Raw genomic sequence first — 15,549 nt, 5'->3', positions numbered from 1 at the left:
ACCGTGGTAGGTATCGACCGTGTGCTCACGGTTGACCTGCACGCTGACCAAATCCAGGGGTTCTTCGATATTCCAGTAGATAACATCTACGGCTCCCCCGTCCTGGTGGATGACATCGAAGACCAGCGCTTTGAAAACCTGATGATCGTGTCCCCGGACATTGGTGGCGTCGTGCGTGCACGGGCTGTTGCCAAATCCCTGGGCGTGGACCTCGGGATCATCGACAAACGCCGTGAGAAAGCCAATCACTCTGAAGTGATGCATATCATCGGTGATGTCGAAGGGCGCACCTGTATTCTGGTTGATGACATGGTCGACACCGCCGGCACCCTGTGCCACGCGGCGAAAGCCTTGAAAGAGCACGGTGCAGCAAAAGTCTTCGCCTACTGCACACACCCTGTGCTGTCAGGCCGAGCGATCGAGAACATCGAGAACTCCGTGCTGGACGAACTGGTGGTGACCAACACCATCCCGTTGTCCGCCGCAGCTCAAGCCTGTGCACGTATCCGCCAACTGGATATTGCACCGGTCGTTGCCGAAGCGGTTCGCCGCATCAGCAATGAAGAATCGATCAGCGCGATGTTCCGTTAAGGGTCAAACCAACGGATCACCTCACTGACGAAAAGCGCCCCGCCCCAGCATTCCGCTGGGGCGGGGCTTTTTTGCCCATATCGAGTTCGGCGCTGGTCGCAAACGCCCCTCGATGATGGCTATTTTGGAGATACAACATGAACGAATTTACTCTGAACGCCCAAGCGCGTACTGACCTGGGGAAAGGTGCGAGCCGCCGCCTGCGTCACGCCGCCAACATCCCAGCCGTTGTCTACGGTGGTAACAAGCCTGCTGAATCCGTGACCATCCTGGCCAAGGAAATCGCCAAGCTGTTCGAAAACGAAGCTGCCTACAGCCACGTTATCGAGCTGAACGTCGACGGCGCCAAGCAGAACGTCATCGTTAAAGCAATGCAGCGTCACCCTTCCAAGCAGTTCATCATGCACGCTGACTTCGTTCGCGTTGTAGCTGGCCAGAAACTGACCGCCATCGTGCCTGTGCACTTTGTGGGTGAAGAAGCTCCGGTCAAGAAAGGCGGCGAGATCTCTCACGTCCTGAACGAAATCGAAGTGACCTGCCTGCCGAAAGACCTGCCTGAGTTCATCGAAGTCGACCTGTCGGCTCTGGAAATCGGCGCCATCGTTCACCTGTCCGACCTCAAGGCCCCTAAAGGCGTTGAGTTTGTTGCACTGGCTCACGGTGATGACAAAGCTGTTGCCAACGTTCACGCTCCACGCGTTGCTCCAGAAGAAGCTGAAGAAGGCGCTGCAGAGTAATTCACTCTGTATTGCCGGAGCTTGAGGAAACATCGCGGACCGAAACGTAGCGAGAAAGCGGGCGATAACGCGGCGTTTACTCTTGAGTAAATGATGTAGTGTCGTCCACTTTCGCCGCATCTGGGTACGGCGATGTTATCCACAACTCCAAAGGAAGGGCCCCTGTCGTGACTGCCATTAAACTGATCGTTGGCCTGGGAAATCCAGGCGCCGAATACGAACAGACCCGGCATAACGCGGGGGCCCTTTTTGTTGAGCGTATCGCCCACGCCCAAGGCATCAATCTGGTGGTCGATCGCAAATATTTTGGCCTGACCGGGCGCTTCTCGCATCAGGGTCAGGATGTTCGTCTGTTGATTCCCACCACCTACATGAACCGCAGCGGCCAGGCTGTCGCGGCGCTTGCGGGCTTCTTCCGGATCAAACCCGAAGAAATCCTGGTGGCCCATGACGAACTGGACCTGCCACCCGGCGTAGCCAAGCTCAAGCTCGGCGGCGGGCATGGTGGGCACAATGGCCTGCGTGACATCATCGCGCAGTTGGGCAATCAGAATAATTTTTACCGTCTGCGGCTCGGCATTGGCCACCCAGGCGTTGCCAGTATGGTTTCAAATTTCGTCCTGGGTCGTGCGCCACGCGCCGAACAGGAAAAACTCGATGCCAGCATCGATTTTGCCCTCGGCGTGCTGCCGGATATCTTCGCCGGTGAATGGAACCGTGCGATGAAAAACCTGCACAGCCAGAAGGCTTGACTCTTATCCGAGGGGAAACACCATGGGATTCAATTGCGGCATCGTCGGCCTGCCCAACGTCGGCAAGTCCACCCTGTTCAACGCCCTGACCAAGTCCGGTATTGCGGCGGAGAACTTCCCCTTCTGCACCATCGAACCCAACAGCGGCATCGTACCAATGCCGGACCCGCGTCTTGACGCACTGGCGGCCATCGTCAATCCCAAGCGCATCCTGCCGACCACCATGGAGTTCGTCGACATCGCGGGCCTCGTCGCCGGCGCCTCGAAAGGTGAAGGCCTGGGCAACAAGTTCCTGGCCAACATCCGCGAAACCGATGCTATCGCCCACGTGGTCCGCTGCTTTGAAGACGAGAATGTGATTCACGTCTCCAACAGCGTAGACCCCAAGCGCGACATCGAGATCATCGACCTGGAACTGATCTTCGCCGACCTCGACAGCTGCGAAAAGCAACTGCAGAAAGTCGCGCGTAACGCCAAGGGCGGCGACAAGGATGCAGTGGTCCAGAAGGGCCTGCTGGAGCAGTTGATCGCGCACTTTACCGAAGGCAAACCGGCGCGCAGCCTGATGAAGAATATGGGGGCCGATGAGAAGGCCGTGATCAAGGGCTTCCACCTGCTGACCACCAAGCCTGTGATGTACATCGCCAACGTTGCCGAAGACGGCTTTGAGAACAACCCGCTGCTCGACGTGGTCAAGGCCATTGCCGACGAAGAAGGCGCCATCGTTGTTCCGGTATGCAACAAGATCGAAGCGGAAATCGCCGAGCTCGATGACGGCGAAGAAAAGGACATGTTCCTCGAGGCCCTGGGCCTGGAAGAGCCTGGCCTGAACCGCGTAATCCGCGCCGGCTACGAAATGCTCAACCTGCAGACCTACTTCACCGCCGGTGTCGAAGAAGTCCGCGCCTGGACCGTCAAGGTCGGTGCTACCGCGCCACAAGCGGCTGGCGTGATCCACACCGACTTTGAGAAAGGCTTTATCCGCGCTGAGGTGATCGCTTACAACGACTTCATCCAGTTCAAGGGTGAAGCCGGTGCCAAGGAAGCCGGTAAGTGGCGCCTGGAAGGTAAGGATTACATTGTCAAAGATGGCGATGTGATGCACTTCCGTTTCAACGTGTAAGCGTTAGCTGAACCTCTGCCCGATACAAAAAAACCGACGCATTGCGTCGGTTTTTTATTGCCTCCTGTTTCTACCTGCCACCCAACTAAAAGCCCCACACATAGAAAACTTAATCACTCATAACCCTTGATCGATTTAAACGATGAATCCTTCAAGCCTTAAGTCTTCTCCTACACTAAAGATTCAACAACCATCAAGAATGCACTTGAACAATACAGCGCCCTGACATAGTTAATATTTGACACGCTCTCGCGCAGTATTTTCATACTAATAAGCACGATGACATTTTTGATTATTTGCGCTCTACTGACCGCACGCCAACAGCGTTCTATCAACAGTGAAGTGATAGCGATAGTGGAGCACCCTGACTATGTCAGCCTCTTACAAGACAACAAATGAGACATACTTCCCTTCTGTTGAAACCTTGGATATCGAACGTACGCTCAAGAGTACCGCAGCGCTCGATATCGATATTTTGTTGTTGGGGGAGACGGGTACTGGCAAGGATACCCTGGCCCAACGAATCCATCGTTTGTCGAGGCGACGAGGTCATTTTGTCGCAGTGAACTGCGCCGCCATCCCGGAAAGCCTCGCAGAGAGCCAACTGTTCGGCGTCAACAGCGGCGCCTATACAGGAGCAGTGCAATCACGTGCGGGTTTTATCGAAACCGCACACCTGGGCACCTTGTATCTGGATGAAATCGACAGCATGCCGCTTTCCATGCAGGCCAAACTGCTACGTGTGCTGGAGTCACGTGGCGTCGAACGCCTGGGCTCAACCCGGTTTATCCCGGTGGACATGCGAGTCATCGCCTCTGCGCAACAATCCCTGCATGAGATGGTCGAGCAGGGAAAGTTCAGGCGCGACCTGTATTTCCGCCTGAACGTCGTAAATATCAATCTGCCTGCGCTGCGCAATCGCCGTGACCGAATCGTCCCGTTGTTCCTGAGTATGATTCAAGAGGAGGCCGAGCACTATAAGTGTCTCGCCCCAAACCCTTGCAGTGAGCTAGTCCAACAGTTGCTGTGCCATCCATGGCTGGGGAATGTGCGTGAACTGCGCTCGACTGCCAAACGTTTCGTGCTGGGTCTGGCGCCATTATCAAGCTCGCCCTCGAACGCTACAAACCAACCCACCAACCTGAAAGAACGCCTGCAACAAATCGAGAAAGCTCTGATTGAAGAGTCGCTGCGGCGTCATACCTACTGTGTGGACGAGGTGGCTGTAGAGTTGGGCATGGCAAAGAGAACGCTTTACTACCGAATGAAACAACTAGATATACAGTAGCCCGCTGCTCAGCCCACACCGAAGACACCTTCAGACACACCCTTTAAGTAAAAGCGGGAACCATATTCGAGCCTGAACCACACAAGGATGAGCCTGATATATTTAGTGCCTATCGGCAGCAACACTATTGCAACTACGCATCAAGGCTCAAATGTCATTTCTTAGATAGCGGAGCATCACTATGAGTATTTCTGGCATCAACCCGCAAAGCTACCACCCCCCGGTCACCGGTGGCGAAAACGCAGACCTTAAGGCAGAAAGGAAGCAACTGCTTCGCGAATCCATGAAAGAAAGCAATGAGGCGTTCAGGATCAGTGAGCAGAAAAAGAACAACGACGCGCTGCGTTAAATAGCTTCACCGCCCTTGGTCATCAAAGGGCGGGTTTCCCCTTAGAGGTCCATATGCAAATAGAAGAAGTCGACGTATTACGCGAATATCAAAACGGCCTTACAGCCCACAGGTCCCCTACCCAACCTACGCACCACAGCGAAGATGCGAGCTTTTTCAGCGCGTTATTGGCCCCCTCGATGCAACGGGTTACCGCCACGCCATCCGCGAACGCACTGACCGACGCTTTGCAGTATTTGGACAAGGCTAAAAGTGGTATGAGTCGAGGTCTCAAGGACTTCAAGAATGAGTTCAAAGAAAAAAATCGGCTCAACTACACCCCCAATCTTTCAGACTCCATTCTACTGACCCAAACCCTGGTGAAGTGCGTCGGCAAGGGCGCGCAATGTCTAGAAAAAATCAGCAACCTGCAGTAGGAAAAAATGACTCGTTTTCTATCCGTCGGATTAGTTTTCTCGCTGGCGCTGATGCTGGGCGGCTGCGGCGAAAGTGTCGAACTGCATCGCCAACTCTCCGAGCAGGATGCCAATGAGGTCATCGCGGAACTGGCTGACAAACACATACGCGCACAAAAAGTGCCTGCCAAGGACGGCGTCGTGGTGCGTGTCAATGCAGCCGATATCAGCCGCGCCGTTCGCACACTGGAAGCGGTCGGATTGCCCAAGGTCGCCCGTGCCACGATGGGGGACACCTTCCGCAAGGAGGGCGTCATCTCTACGCCACTGGAAGAGCGTGCCCGGTATATCTATGCCCTGTCCCAGGAGTTGGAGGCGACCCTGTCAAACATCGATGGGGTCATCGTCGCTCGTGTGCACGTGGTGCTGCCCGAACGCGTGGCTCCCGGTGAGCCCGTCCAACCCGCCTCCGCCTCAGTGTTCATCAAACATGACCCACGACTGGAGCCCGACAGCATCCGCGCGCGCGTACGCAGGATGGTATCCAGTAGTATTCCTGGCATGACCACTGCACTGGATAACGCGCAGAAGCTCACGGTGGTTTTTGTACCGGCAACGGCTTACCAGGAACAACAACGCCTGAGCTACTTCGGTCCGTTCCTGATCCCTGAGGAAGACGTCGGTTTTTGGCGTACCGCTATGAGCGCTCTGGTTATCGGCGCGATACTGACACTCGCCTTGGCGCTGTTCTGGCGCATACGAAGCCAACGATCCAGGCAGGAACCTGTCGCCCCAGCGCCTCTAGCGAATGAGTGATCATCTGGCCTGGGCCCAATGGTGGGCCAGTCCGTGGCAGTTTTCGCACCCGGACGCGACCAGCGCTCACGCCTACCACGCAGTACCCGCCTTGTGCCGCAGCCAACCCGCGCTGGCGTGCGCAGCGTTGGGCATCGAGCCATGCCTGCCTCCCCCTCCCTGTGCAACGGTGCTTGGTTTGGCCCTGGCTTCACGGGAGCAGTTCGATCTGGCGATAGCACTGCTGGAGCTTACGTGCCATCCCAACCTCGACAGCCCCTTGTGCGATGAACACCGCAAGTGGTGTGAGCGCCTTGCCAAGGCGCTACACCCTGACGCCCTGTTGCAGCCGGAGGATGATCCAATGCAATTGCTGAGGGCCTGGGTCGAGCCTGCTGTCTGGCAACGCCTTCGTCTGCGCTTGCCGCCTGACCGGGTGCAGGCACTTGAAACCACACACCTGCCATTTGACGATGCGCATGGCCGGCTCAATACGCTGTGGCAGGCGATTGTCTGGCGTATCGACGCAACGGGTAGTGAAACAACTCGTCGTTAACGGCAACACACCAGAGCATTGTCTATGTTGACCCAACGCAAAATCGAATTGCACGACGGCGCTTCCGGGCAGCCAAAAGTACTGATTACCCGGGAGATGCTCGCCGATTGCTTTCAGTCCGCGCAGTTGCTAGATAGCGCACGGGCACAAGCTGAAGAGCTGCTGCGCCAGGCGGTTGAGCATCGTGAAGAAATGCTTGAGCAGGCCCGCCTCGACTTCTGGTCACGCGCCCACGCGCAACTCAGTGCGTGGGAGCGCCAACGCAAGGCGATGTGTGACAACCTCGAACACTACGCAACATCCATCGCCAACCGAGCCTTCCACTGCCTGTTGGAGGAAGTGCCTCCCCCAAAGCGCCTTTCGGCATTGGTCAAACAGTTGGTAACGACGCAAATTCCACCTATGAAGGCCACCTTGGTTTGCAACCCGCTCGAGCATGAGCAGATAGCCCAAGCCTTGGTCCAGCTGGGCTCTACACCTTGGAAGCTTCGCCCCGATGACCAGGTCAAACCTCAATCGCTGCTACTGGAAACAGATGAAGGCGATTTTCGGATCGACTGGGCCTCGATGCGAGAAATATTGTTTACAAACGTGTAGGGACATAGCGGTAGAGGCAGGCGATATCTTTAAAAAAATTTCTTCCGATGGAACTGGTGGCAAACAACCCGCCACACAGTTCAGACACATCTGGAGTAAAAATCATGGACTTTCACGGAAACCTGAAAAACCATTTATTGAGGCAAGTTCAGGCTGATATCAAGCGGGTGAATACGGCCTATAAAGATCCGGAAGCGCTCGATGCAGATATCGATTACTTCAGCAACCTCATGAAACAACAGAAGCTCTCAGTCATCGCGTTCAACGAACACACGCGCTCCAGACATACACTGCTCAAAACAGCGCTGGATGGCGTGCAATAAGTTGCAAGCACTCCTTGCCGGTTGGCTGAATGGCCACGAAGAGCAGCTCACCTTGTTTGAGAGCGACGACGAAATCATCTTTCAACGCGTTTCGAACAGACTGCTGGTAAAGGTCCAGTTGACCCAGGCGGGCGATCACAAAGCCCAGTTGCGCACCTGGATGCGCCTGGGAGGCCCTAGCCTGAGCTATTTTCACGGTGCAGTTGCATTGGCGCCGACCACCGGTGCGCTTTGGCTTATTCAATGCGTGGAGAGGGGGCACGGCGAAGCGCTGGCGAAGTGTCTCGAGTCCCTCCTCAACCAACGCGACACCTGGCGCGCCGTCGTCGCGCGCCAGGCGCGGCCTGTACGCACATTCATATCCACGTCGCTGCGCTCGACACCGTACTAACCAGAGACTTTCCCATGCCTGATAAAAACGACAAGCACAAACGCTTGCGCCCTCACGTACCTGCTTTTACTCCCCGCGCCGCCTGGTGTTGGCTCATTATGCTGCCTGGGTGGCTGCTACCACTGGATAGCGCGCTGGCCGCAATACCTCCTGAGTGGAAGAACACGGCCTACGCTTATGAAGCCCAGCACAAGCCAGTGCGCGAAGTGCTGGAGGATTTTGCCCAGACATTTGGTACTCAGCTCCAGGTCGAGGGCCTGCTCGAAGGTAACGTCAACGGCAAGATACGCGCAAATACGCCGCAATCATTGCTCGACCGGTTGGGGGTCGAACACCGTTTCCAATGGTATATGTATAACAACACCCTCTATATCAGCACCCTGGACCAGCAAGAATCCGCGCGCCTGGAAGTCTCCTCCGAGACCATCGCGGACCTCAAACAAGCGCTGACCGATATAGGCTTGCTCGACAGTCGTTTCGGCTGGGGCGAGTTGCCGGAAGACGGTGTTGTGCTGGTCTCCGGCCCGAAGGTTTATATCGAACAGATCAAGCGCTTCAGCAGCCAGCGCCGTTCTACGGATGAAAAACAGAGCGTGCTGAGCTATCCACTGAAATTCGCCAGCGCGGCGGATCGCCAAATGGAATATCGCAACGAAAAAATCATCATCCCCGGTGTAGCCACCATGCTAAGAGGGCTCCTGGAACCGCGCTCACCCTCATCGTCTTCGGCGCAGTCTCAACGCTCCATCACCCAGCCCCCGTTCATCACACCGGTGGTGCCACGCTTGAGCAACCCGTTGCTGGGGCAAATGCTCGGCTCCACGCCGACAACCGGGTTGAACGACTCGACCGATACGGGCATGTCAATCACCCGGCGGGTCCCCCTCAGCCCTGCCCGTATCCGCGTCGAAGCCGACTTGCGCAATAACGCCATCCTGATTTATGACGTGCCGGAACGGCAGGCAATGTATCGCGAACTGATCACCCAGCTCGACGTGGCACGCAAACTGGTGGAAATCGATGCCATCATCCTCGACATCGAGCGCACGCAACTGCGCGAATTCGGGGTGAGATGGGGCTTTCAGAACAGTCGCTTCAGTGGCGCAGCCAACATGATTTCCGGCAACGCTCAGCTGACAATTGAAAACCGCGGTCGTTTCGACGCGGAGATACGCGCGCTGGAAGCCAAGGGCCTGGCAACCATGGTGTCCAATCCGTCAGTCCTGACACTGGAAAACCAGCCAGCGGTAATTGATTTCAACCGGACCCAATACCTGACTCGCGGTCGGCAGAACGCTACGATTTTACCGATCACCGTGGGTACCAGCTTCCAGGTCGTGCCCCGCGTCATCACGAGCCGTGGTGGCCATCAGATTCAGCTGTTGGTAGATATCGAGGACGGTAACTTCGAAGAGGCCAACCCTACTCCCGGTAGCTTCGATGTACGCCGAGGCAAAGTCAGCACCCAAGCCATCATGGCCGAAAAACGTTCGCTCGTGGTCGGTGGTTTCCACGTCACCGAAAGCACCGACAAGCACAGCAAAGTACCCCTGCTGGGGGATATTCCGCTGTTGGGCAAGGCGTTGTTTTCCTCCACTGAACGACAGAACAATCGGCGCGAACGTCTATTTATCCTCACGCCACGCGTTATCGGCGACCAGACCGACCCGTCACGCTACCTGCCCCAGGCAGACCAGGTCGAATTGCAAGCCGCTCTCACCCCCCTGGCCAGGCGCTACGACCCTCACCAGCCAGTGATCAAGCGCAGCGACATTATCAGTACCCTGGCGCACCTGGTCACCGGGCAAGTGCCCAAAGCCTTCAAGGTAGCGCCGATGCCCCTGGGGCTGAACACCTTGTGCAGTACCCGCAACTTGCTGGCGCTGAACACCGAGCGCAGCCAGTGGTACGCCGGCCCGCAGTACAACGTAGCCGTGGTGGTGCTGCGCAACCAGTTCAATCGCAATGTGCGCATCGACGAAAAGGAATGCAGTACTTCGCAAACCCTGGCCGTGAGTGTCTGGCCCCGCGCCTGGCTCAAGCCGGGCGAGGAAGCAGAAGTGTTTATCGCCATGCGCCCGGTGGTCAAGGATGAACACATCAGCGTGCCCCGTCCCTCCCTGATCACTCCAACTCAAAAGGCCAAGCCATGAAACATCGCTCGCTGTACGTCACCCTGATCGGCGCGGCGCTGCTCGTCGCCGGTTGTACGCCCACCTGCAAGGGCGACTCCTGCTCACGTCCGCAATCGTCCAAGGACAAGCTGGTGATTTGGTGGCCTTCACAAACGCGCGTCGAACCCGGCCCTGCCGGAGAGCGTCCGGACTATCAGACGGTGTCGCTGGAACGATGAGCGCCCAGGGAACCCCGGCCGATGAACGCCAGGTCTTCCTCGACAGCCTGGTGGGCGGCTCTGCCGCCCACCTGACGCTTGGCCCGGGGGTAACAGCCAGCAACATGCAAGCCGGAACCCGTCAGGGTCTGGCCCTGCACGTGGCTCGCGAGGCGCTGCAAGCTTCACAATTGCAGAACGCGCTGGAGCGGCGTTTCGAGCAGGCCGTGGCATTCGATGGCTGCTTTATCTACATTGACGCACAGGACGCGCTGGTGATCTGGCATGCACTGCCCCCACAGCCCAACCTGCTCGACAGGCTCCTCAGCCGAATGTTGTCGTTGGCCAACCTTGAAACCCTGGATGCGCGTACCCGGCGCTGATCAACGCAGATCAAGCTCCGGCAATTCCAGGGTTTCACGCTTGGCCTCATCATCAAGCTCGCGCAGGGTGCGGTAGATCAATGCCACGGCCTGCAGGGTTTCACGAGGAATTGTCGCCCCCAGCTTGTTCGTATACAGCGTACGGGCCAGCCACACGCACTGGATCACCGGTACATCAGCCGCTTTGGCGCGAGCGATCAACGCACGGGCGTCATCATCAGTCCCTTTGCTCACCAGCAGGGGCAGCGGCGTTTTGCCGGGGCGGTAATACAAGGCCACGGCAAAGTGCGTCGGGTTGACCACCAGCATATCGGACTCCTCCAGCTTGGGCAGCTTGACCTTCGGCTCCTCCTGGGCCAATTGCTGTGCCAGGGCGCGGCGCTGCCCCTTCACGTGGGGATCGCCCTCCATGTCCTTGTACTCTTTCATGACCTCGACCTGGGTCATGCGCATGCGCTTGGCAAAGAAGTATTTCTGCATCGCCAGGTCGATAAGCGCCAGCACCAGCAATAACCCGAGACAGGCATGCAGCAGATAGCGGAACAGGGCGATCAATCCCAGGAGGTAGCTTTGCAGATCGCTGGTGGCCATATTGATCAACGCCCCCAGGGAAGGCCAGATCACCACGTACAGGATCAGGCCCAGCAGTGTGGCCTTGACGATGCTCATCAACAGGTTCATTACCGACTGGGCAGAAAACATTTGCTTGAGTTGGCTGAGCGGGTTGAGACGATTGAAGTCGAGCTTCAAGGCGTCCGGCGCGAACAGAATCCCGAACTGCATCCAACTGCTGACCAGCTTCGTGATAATCGCCACCGCGGCCATCAACAGGGCGAAGGAGAAAAACAACATCAAACCTTCGACCATCACTTCTTCCAGCGCCTGCGGGAAAGGCAAGGACAGACGCGTGATCGGCAGCAGCATCAACTGCTGGAAACGTTGCAGGCTGCTCTCGGCGGTGAACAAGGCGATTTCGCTGATGGCTGTCAGCACCAGTAGCTTACCCACATCCTGGCTTTGGGCGACTTGGCCTTTCTTACGCTGATCACGCAGCTTCTTGGCTGATGCGGGGTGCTTCTTTTCCCCCGAATCACTCATGACAGCGAGACCTTGAAGAACACGCCCAGGGAGTGCTTGAGGTCTTTAAGCAAGCCCATGCGCCCGACGATCAGATCCTGCAGCAACGCAAAATACAACAACAGCACACCGATACCCGCCAGGCTCTTGAGGGGCGGCGCCAGCGTACTCACTTGCAATTGCTGACTGTAGACCCCCAGCAGCGCGATGCCGAACTCCAGCAACAGCAGCACCGCAATAAAGGGGGCAGCGTAGAGCATCATGTGCGTGAAGGTATCGCCAAGCAGGCCGACAAATACATCGAACCCATCGGCAGCGGGCAGTGGAAACCACACCGTCGGTGGCCAGAGCAGATAGCTGTCCCAGATCACCTGCGTCAACGCCCCGAGGCCCATACTGGCCATCAGCAAAAAAATCGCCAATTGCTTGAACAGATGCCCGACCGGCGTCGCGTCTGGCCCAAGCGAGGGGTTGAGCTGACCACCGGCCAAAGCTCCCCGCTGGTTATCCAACAACGCCCCGACCGACTCGAACAGCCAGAACGGCATCGACAGCAACACGCCCAGCAATAACCCCAGGGCCAACTCTTTGAGGACCAGCCCTCCGAGCATCAGCGCCGAGTGTTCCTGGCCCTCCAGCATGACATGAATGGCAGGTGCAGGCAGCAGTGCCATGACCACCACAATGGTATGCCGCAGCATGCCGCGTATATGTTGAAAACAGAATGCCGCCACGAGAAAAGCGCAGGGGTAGATACGCGCCATGGCGACCAGCAGGGAGGGCAAATACTCAAGATATAACAGCACAGGCAGACCTCAGTGCAGGGCCGATCGACCGATCATGTCAAAGGTCAAGTTCATCAACTGGATCAACTCCACACCGATCCAGCGACCGGTCATGATCAGGGTGATCCCCACTGCCACCAGCTTGATACCGAAGGGCAACGTCTGGTCCTGTACCTGCATCAGCGCCTGCACCAGGGAGGTCATGACCCCCACCACCACCGCCACGATCAGCGGCGGCGCCGTCAGCATGACTACCAGCAACATGCCCTGCTTGAACAGTACGATGGGTTCCATAGGTCACTCAGAGATAGGAAAAGAACAGGCTGTCGAGCAACCGCGACCACCCGGAGACCATCACGAACAAGAGCAATTTGAGCGGCAGGGAAATGGTCATGGGCGAGACCATTTGCATACCCAAAGCCAAGAGGAGATTGGAAACGATCAGGTCAATCACGATGAAAGGGATATAGATCAGGAAGCCGATTTCGAACCCCGCCTGCAACTGTGACAGCACAAAGGCCGGCGCCAGCAGGATCAGGTCCTCACGTTGGACCTCCTGCGCCATCTGCGCCGGCCACATGCGCATGGCATTTTCCAACAGGTGGGTAAGAATATCCGGGTCACTGTTGCGCAGCATGAAGGTGCGCAATGGTTTGATCGCCTCCATTCCCGTCTGTTGGAGTGCGCCTACGCTGGTCAGGTCCAGGGGCGACACCTTGACGATCTCGGCCATCTCATAGCCTACAGGCGCCATGATGAACAGGGTTGCCGCCAGGGCAATACCATTGATGGCCATGCCCGGAGGCACCTGCTGCACACCGATGGCATTGCGGGTGATCATCAGCACAATCACGATCTTCAGGAACGCCGTGCAGACGACCAACAGCATGGGCATCAACGACAGTGCCCCAAGAAATATTGCCAGGACGACCGGATCTATTCCCTGGAAACTATTCATCGAGAAAAGATCACGCGAGACATCTGCAGCCCCAGTCGCCCGTCCACTTCAACCAACTGGCCCAGGCCGAGGGGGCGGTCGCCGTAATAGAGACCGGCAGTGCCGGGGGCATAGCCGGCAACCCCCAACACCGCGCCGGGCGCAAGGTTGCGTAATTCGCCGAGGGTCAGGTTCAGCGTACCGCACCGTACATTGAGCGCCATGCTCAGCTCGTCGAATGGTTCATGCCCGAACACATCCATCACCGCTGTTTCATCCTCATGCTCTGAGTAGGGCTGTGTTGCAAAATCCTCATCCACAAACATATCCTCGATAGAAGTAAGGGTCAGGCGCATCGGCCCGGATTCAGCGTCGATCCAGCCCACCAGGCGCTGTTTGCCAACCTGCACGTGGCCGGTTCCCGACGCACTGAAAAAGGCTCGCTCAAGCACCAGCACGTCACCAGTCCGCAAGCCGCGCAGCTGGTGCATGGACAACCGCAGGTGCCCAAGCGTTACGTCAACCGCCAGCCGAAACTGCGCCGGCATCGGCTCAGCCCTGGATCGCCACGGCCCCGCCTTGCATAGCGCCAGAAAGCTCTCGACAGACAGCCACAGATAGCCCGCCACGCGAGAGGCCCCAAGCGTCACGCAGAGTCGACAACCAAAGTTCATGGGGCGAGCGCCTGGCAGCAAACGCAGGTACCCAAACAACGCCTGCACCTGAGGGCTCAGATGATGCTGGAACAACTCCCAGAACCAGGCGTCCGGATCATTCCCGGCCTGCTCGAGCGTCACGGGGCATTCACCCATCAAGCTGAACTGTGGTCCTGGCTCACTGAAGGCCAAGACGCCACAGGCGGTTTCGAAGCAGAGCGGCTGGATGCCCACAGGAGCAGTACCAGGCTCCATTCTCAACTCGCCACTCGACCCAGCGACCTCGAACGGCATACACAACCCTTGCCCCAAGCGCTGCCGGGCAACCGCAATATCGGTTTTGAATCTGGGAAGTATCAAAGGTGGCAGCATCATGCCTACGTCGATTTTGCCAGATACAAACTGACAGGCTGGCGCAGGCTCTGCGCCAACCGTTGCTCACATTGTTGGCGTACACCACTGAGCCAGTGCACCGTATTGTCTTGCTCTGCATGCAGCTCGACATTCCAGCCCCCCTGCTCCCGGCGGATACTGGCGTTGATCCGCCCCAGGCGGCCCAGGTGAAAAACAGCCATCAACGGCCATTGCGAACCAACGAGCATTCGCGGCGCCAACTGCTCGGTCAGTGCCCCGATCATGGCGACATCGCCCGAGGCTTTGATTCCGTTCAGAGACGCTCCATACCCCCCGCTGTCCTGGCCACCATCGTCAAACAACCGGGCGAACAATCGCCCTTGCTCCCAAGGCACCAGGGCACCGAATTCAGGTGCACGATCATCGCGAGACTCGCGCGGACGCTGACGTTCAGGCGGACTAACTGAAACCTGTTTCATATCGGTTCCTGCCTCAGTAACTCAGATAACTCTTGTATTTTTTCTACCTGGCGCAAGCACAAGGTGACGTGTTTCTGCGCCTGGCCGACCCGTGCAGCCCGCTCTTGCTGCTGCTCTTGGAGTTGCAACAATTGGCCTTCTTCACGCCGGGTACCCGCCGATAATTGCCGCTCCTTGGCACTCCAGTTTTTCAGCGCCTTGAACGTCACCACCTGCCCCTGGTGCTGACTCAACAGCTGCGCGCATTGCCGGGCCTCTTCCAGGCGGGTTTGCTCGAGGATTTCCTGCGCCTCCCGGATATGCGCGACCAGCGCTTGCTGCGCCCTTTTTGCCTCACGCAGCGCACGCTCGGCGCGGTCTGCACGGTGTCGGCGCAAACGTCGCAGGGTATCGATTTCAGCCGGTAACACTTCAGAATGGGACATGGGCGGTCAGCTCAGCCAATTGGTCCATGGTGGCGGCAAGCGGCGAAGGTTCGCGCAAGTCCTGGCGCAGAAAGCCATCTACCGCCTGCCGACTGTCAACAGCCAGGTCGGTGAGTGCATCGTTGCCGGGCTGATACTCCCCCAACTTGAGCATCAGCTCGATCTGCTGGTAAGCCGACAGCAAGCGTCGTAGCGCCGTGCCGGCACGGATATGCACGGGCTCG

General features: G+C 57.5%; 22 protein-coding genes and 1 pseudogene. 15 read left to right on the top strand and 8 right to left on the bottom strand.

Annotated features, from left to right (window positions below; all coding sequences use genetic code 11):
• From APH41_RS23705 to APH41_RS23635, 15 genes are all read left to right on the top strand, one after another.
• A partial coding sequence (locus APH41_RS23705; protein ID WP_082430494.1) for a ribose-phosphate diphosphokinase occupies positions 1–591 on the top strand: 591 nt, incomplete at its 5' end.
• 137 nt (positions 592–728) lie between these two features.
• On the top strand, positions 729–1,328 hold the full coding sequence (locus APH41_RS23700) for a 50S ribosomal protein L25/general stress protein Ctc (protein WP_003188351.1): 600 nt from the start codon (positions 729–731) through the stop codon (positions 1,326–1,328).
• A gap of 167 nt (positions 1,329–1,495) precedes the next feature.
• Complete coding sequence (pth, locus tag APH41_RS23695; protein ID WP_054921813.1) at positions 1,496–2,080, top strand: aminoacyl-tRNA hydrolase; 585 nt, start codon at positions 1,496–1,498, stop codon at positions 2,078–2,080.
• Between the two features lie 22 nt (positions 2,081–2,102).
• Entirely contained in the window at positions 2,103–3,203 is a 1,101-nt protein-coding gene (gene ychF, locus APH41_RS23690) for a redox-regulated ATPase YchF (protein ID WP_014716830.1), read from the top strand.
• A gap of 370 nt (positions 3,204–3,573) precedes the next feature.
• Positions 3,574–4,491: a sigma 54-interacting transcriptional regulator gene (locus APH41_RS23685; protein WP_054921811.1), complete on the top strand. Its 918-nt coding sequence runs from the start codon at positions 3,574–3,576 to the stop codon at positions 4,489–4,491.
• A gap of 181 nt (positions 4,492–4,672) precedes the next feature.
• Positions 4,673–4,840, top strand: a complete 168-nt coding sequence (locus APH41_RS23680) for a hypothetical protein (RefSeq protein WP_034128085.1) — start codon at positions 4,673–4,675, stop codon at positions 4,838–4,840.
• Positions 4,841–4,893: 53 nt separating this feature from the next.
• Entirely contained in the window at positions 4,894–5,256 is a 363-nt protein-coding gene (locus APH41_RS29135) for a hypothetical protein (RefSeq protein ID WP_054921809.1), read from the top strand.
• 6 nt (positions 5,257–5,262) lie between these two features.
• Positions 5,263–6,051, top strand: a complete 789-nt coding sequence (gene sctJ, locus APH41_RS23670; RefSeq protein ID WP_054897135.1) for a type III secretion system inner membrane ring lipoprotein SctJ — start codon at positions 5,263–5,265, stop codon at positions 6,049–6,051.
• Complete coding sequence (locus APH41_RS23665; protein ID WP_034128088.1) at positions 6,044–6,586, top strand: hypothetical protein; 543 nt, start codon at positions 6,044–6,046, stop codon at positions 6,584–6,586. The genes sctJ and APH41_RS23665 overlap by 8 nt, the downstream gene beginning before the upstream one ends.
• Positions 6,587–6,610: 24 nt before the next feature.
• Positions 6,611–7,183 (top strand): type III secretion system stator protein SctL, encoded by a 573-nt coding sequence (sctL, locus tag APH41_RS23660; RefSeq protein ID WP_034128089.1) that lies wholly within the window; start codon positions 6,611–6,613, stop codon positions 7,181–7,183.
• Between the two features lie 104 nt (positions 7,184–7,287).
• Positions 7,288–7,506, top strand: coding sequence for a hypothetical protein (locus APH41_RS23655; protein WP_034128090.1), 219 nt, complete (start codon positions 7,288–7,290; stop codon positions 7,504–7,506).
• 1 nt (position 7,507) lies between these two features.
• Positions 7,508–7,897, top strand: coding sequence for a type III secretion system chaperone (locus APH41_RS23650; RefSeq protein WP_034128091.1), 390 nt, complete (start codon positions 7,508–7,510; stop codon positions 7,895–7,897).
• A 14-nt stretch (positions 7,898–7,911) separates the two neighbouring features.
• Positions 7,912–10,050: a type III secretion system outer membrane ring subunit SctC gene (sctC, locus tag APH41_RS23645; RefSeq protein WP_054921807.1), complete on the top strand. Its 2,139-nt coding sequence runs from the start codon at positions 7,912–7,914 to the stop codon at positions 10,048–10,050.
• A complete protein-coding gene (gene hrpT, locus APH41_RS23640) occupies positions 10,047–10,250 on the top strand; it encodes an HrpT family type III secretion system protein (protein WP_054897139.1) in 204 nt (67 codons plus the stop codon). Before sctC ends, hrpT begins: the two co-directional genes overlap by 4 nt.
• Positions 10,247–10,612, top strand: a complete 366-nt coding sequence (locus APH41_RS23635) for a hypothetical protein (protein ID WP_034128094.1) — start codon at positions 10,247–10,249, stop codon at positions 10,610–10,612. Before hrpT ends, APH41_RS23635 begins: the two co-directional genes overlap by 4 nt.
• On the opposite strand, the gene sctU is transcribed toward APH41_RS23635, so the two are convergent.
• The 8 genes and pseudogenes from sctU to APH41_RS29130 form a co-directional block, all read right to left on the bottom strand.
• Positions 10,613–11,710, bottom strand: coding sequence for a type III secretion system export apparatus subunit SctU (sctU, locus tag APH41_RS23630; protein ID WP_034128095.1), 1,098 nt, complete (start codon positions 11,708–11,710; stop codon positions 10,613–10,615). It abuts the gene before it with no gap.
• A complete protein-coding gene (sctT, locus tag APH41_RS23625; RefSeq protein ID WP_054921806.1) occupies positions 11,707–12,495 on the bottom strand; it encodes a type III secretion system export apparatus subunit SctT in 789 nt (262 codons plus the stop codon). The genes sctU and sctT overlap by 4 nt, the downstream gene beginning before the upstream one ends.
• Positions 12,496–12,504: 9 nt before the next feature.
• Positions 12,505–12,768 (bottom strand): type III secretion system export apparatus subunit SctS, encoded by a 264-nt coding sequence (gene sctS, locus APH41_RS23620; protein WP_034128097.1) that lies wholly within the window; start codon positions 12,766–12,768, stop codon positions 12,505–12,507.
• A 7-nt stretch (positions 12,769–12,775) separates the two neighbouring features.
• Positions 12,776–13,432 carry a type III secretion system export apparatus subunit SctR gene (gene sctR, locus APH41_RS23615; RefSeq protein ID WP_034128098.1) on the bottom strand — a complete coding sequence of 219 codons (657 nt, stop codon included), beginning with the start codon at positions 13,430–13,432 and terminating at the stop codon, positions 12,776–12,778.
• Complete coding sequence (locus tag APH41_RS23610; protein WP_034128099.1) at positions 13,429–14,442, bottom strand: FliM/FliN family flagellar motor switch protein; 1,014 nt, start codon at positions 14,440–14,442, stop codon at positions 13,429–13,431. Before APH41_RS23610 ends, sctR begins: the two co-directional genes overlap by 4 nt.
• A 2-nt stretch (positions 14,443–14,444) precedes the next feature.
• Positions 14,445–14,900 carry a type III secretion system HrpP C-terminal domain-containing protein gene (locus APH41_RS23605; RefSeq protein ID WP_054921804.1) on the bottom strand — a complete coding sequence of 152 codons (456 nt, stop codon included), beginning with the start codon at positions 14,898–14,900 and terminating at the stop codon, positions 14,445–14,447.
• Positions 14,897–15,325 (bottom strand): YscO family type III secretion system apparatus protein, encoded by a 429-nt coding sequence (locus APH41_RS23600; protein WP_054921802.1) that lies wholly within the window; start codon positions 15,323–15,325, stop codon positions 14,897–14,899. The genes APH41_RS23605 and APH41_RS23600 overlap by 4 nt, the downstream gene beginning before the upstream one ends.
• Positions 15,312–15,549, bottom strand: a pseudogene (locus tag APH41_RS29130) (EscN/YscN/HrcN family type III secretion system ATPase); the annotation flags it as partial. The gene APH41_RS23600 and the pseudogene APH41_RS29130, both read right to left, overlap by 14 nt.

It is taken from the genome of Pseudomonas sp. NBRC 111138 (assembly GCF_001320835.1).
GTDB classification, from domain to species: Bacteria; Pseudomonadota; Gammaproteobacteria; order Pseudomonadales; family Pseudomonadaceae; genus Aquipseudomonas; species Aquipseudomonas paracarnis.
Note: the sequence above shows the minus strand (reverse complement) of the source record. Positions and strands in the feature narration are given on the sequence as shown.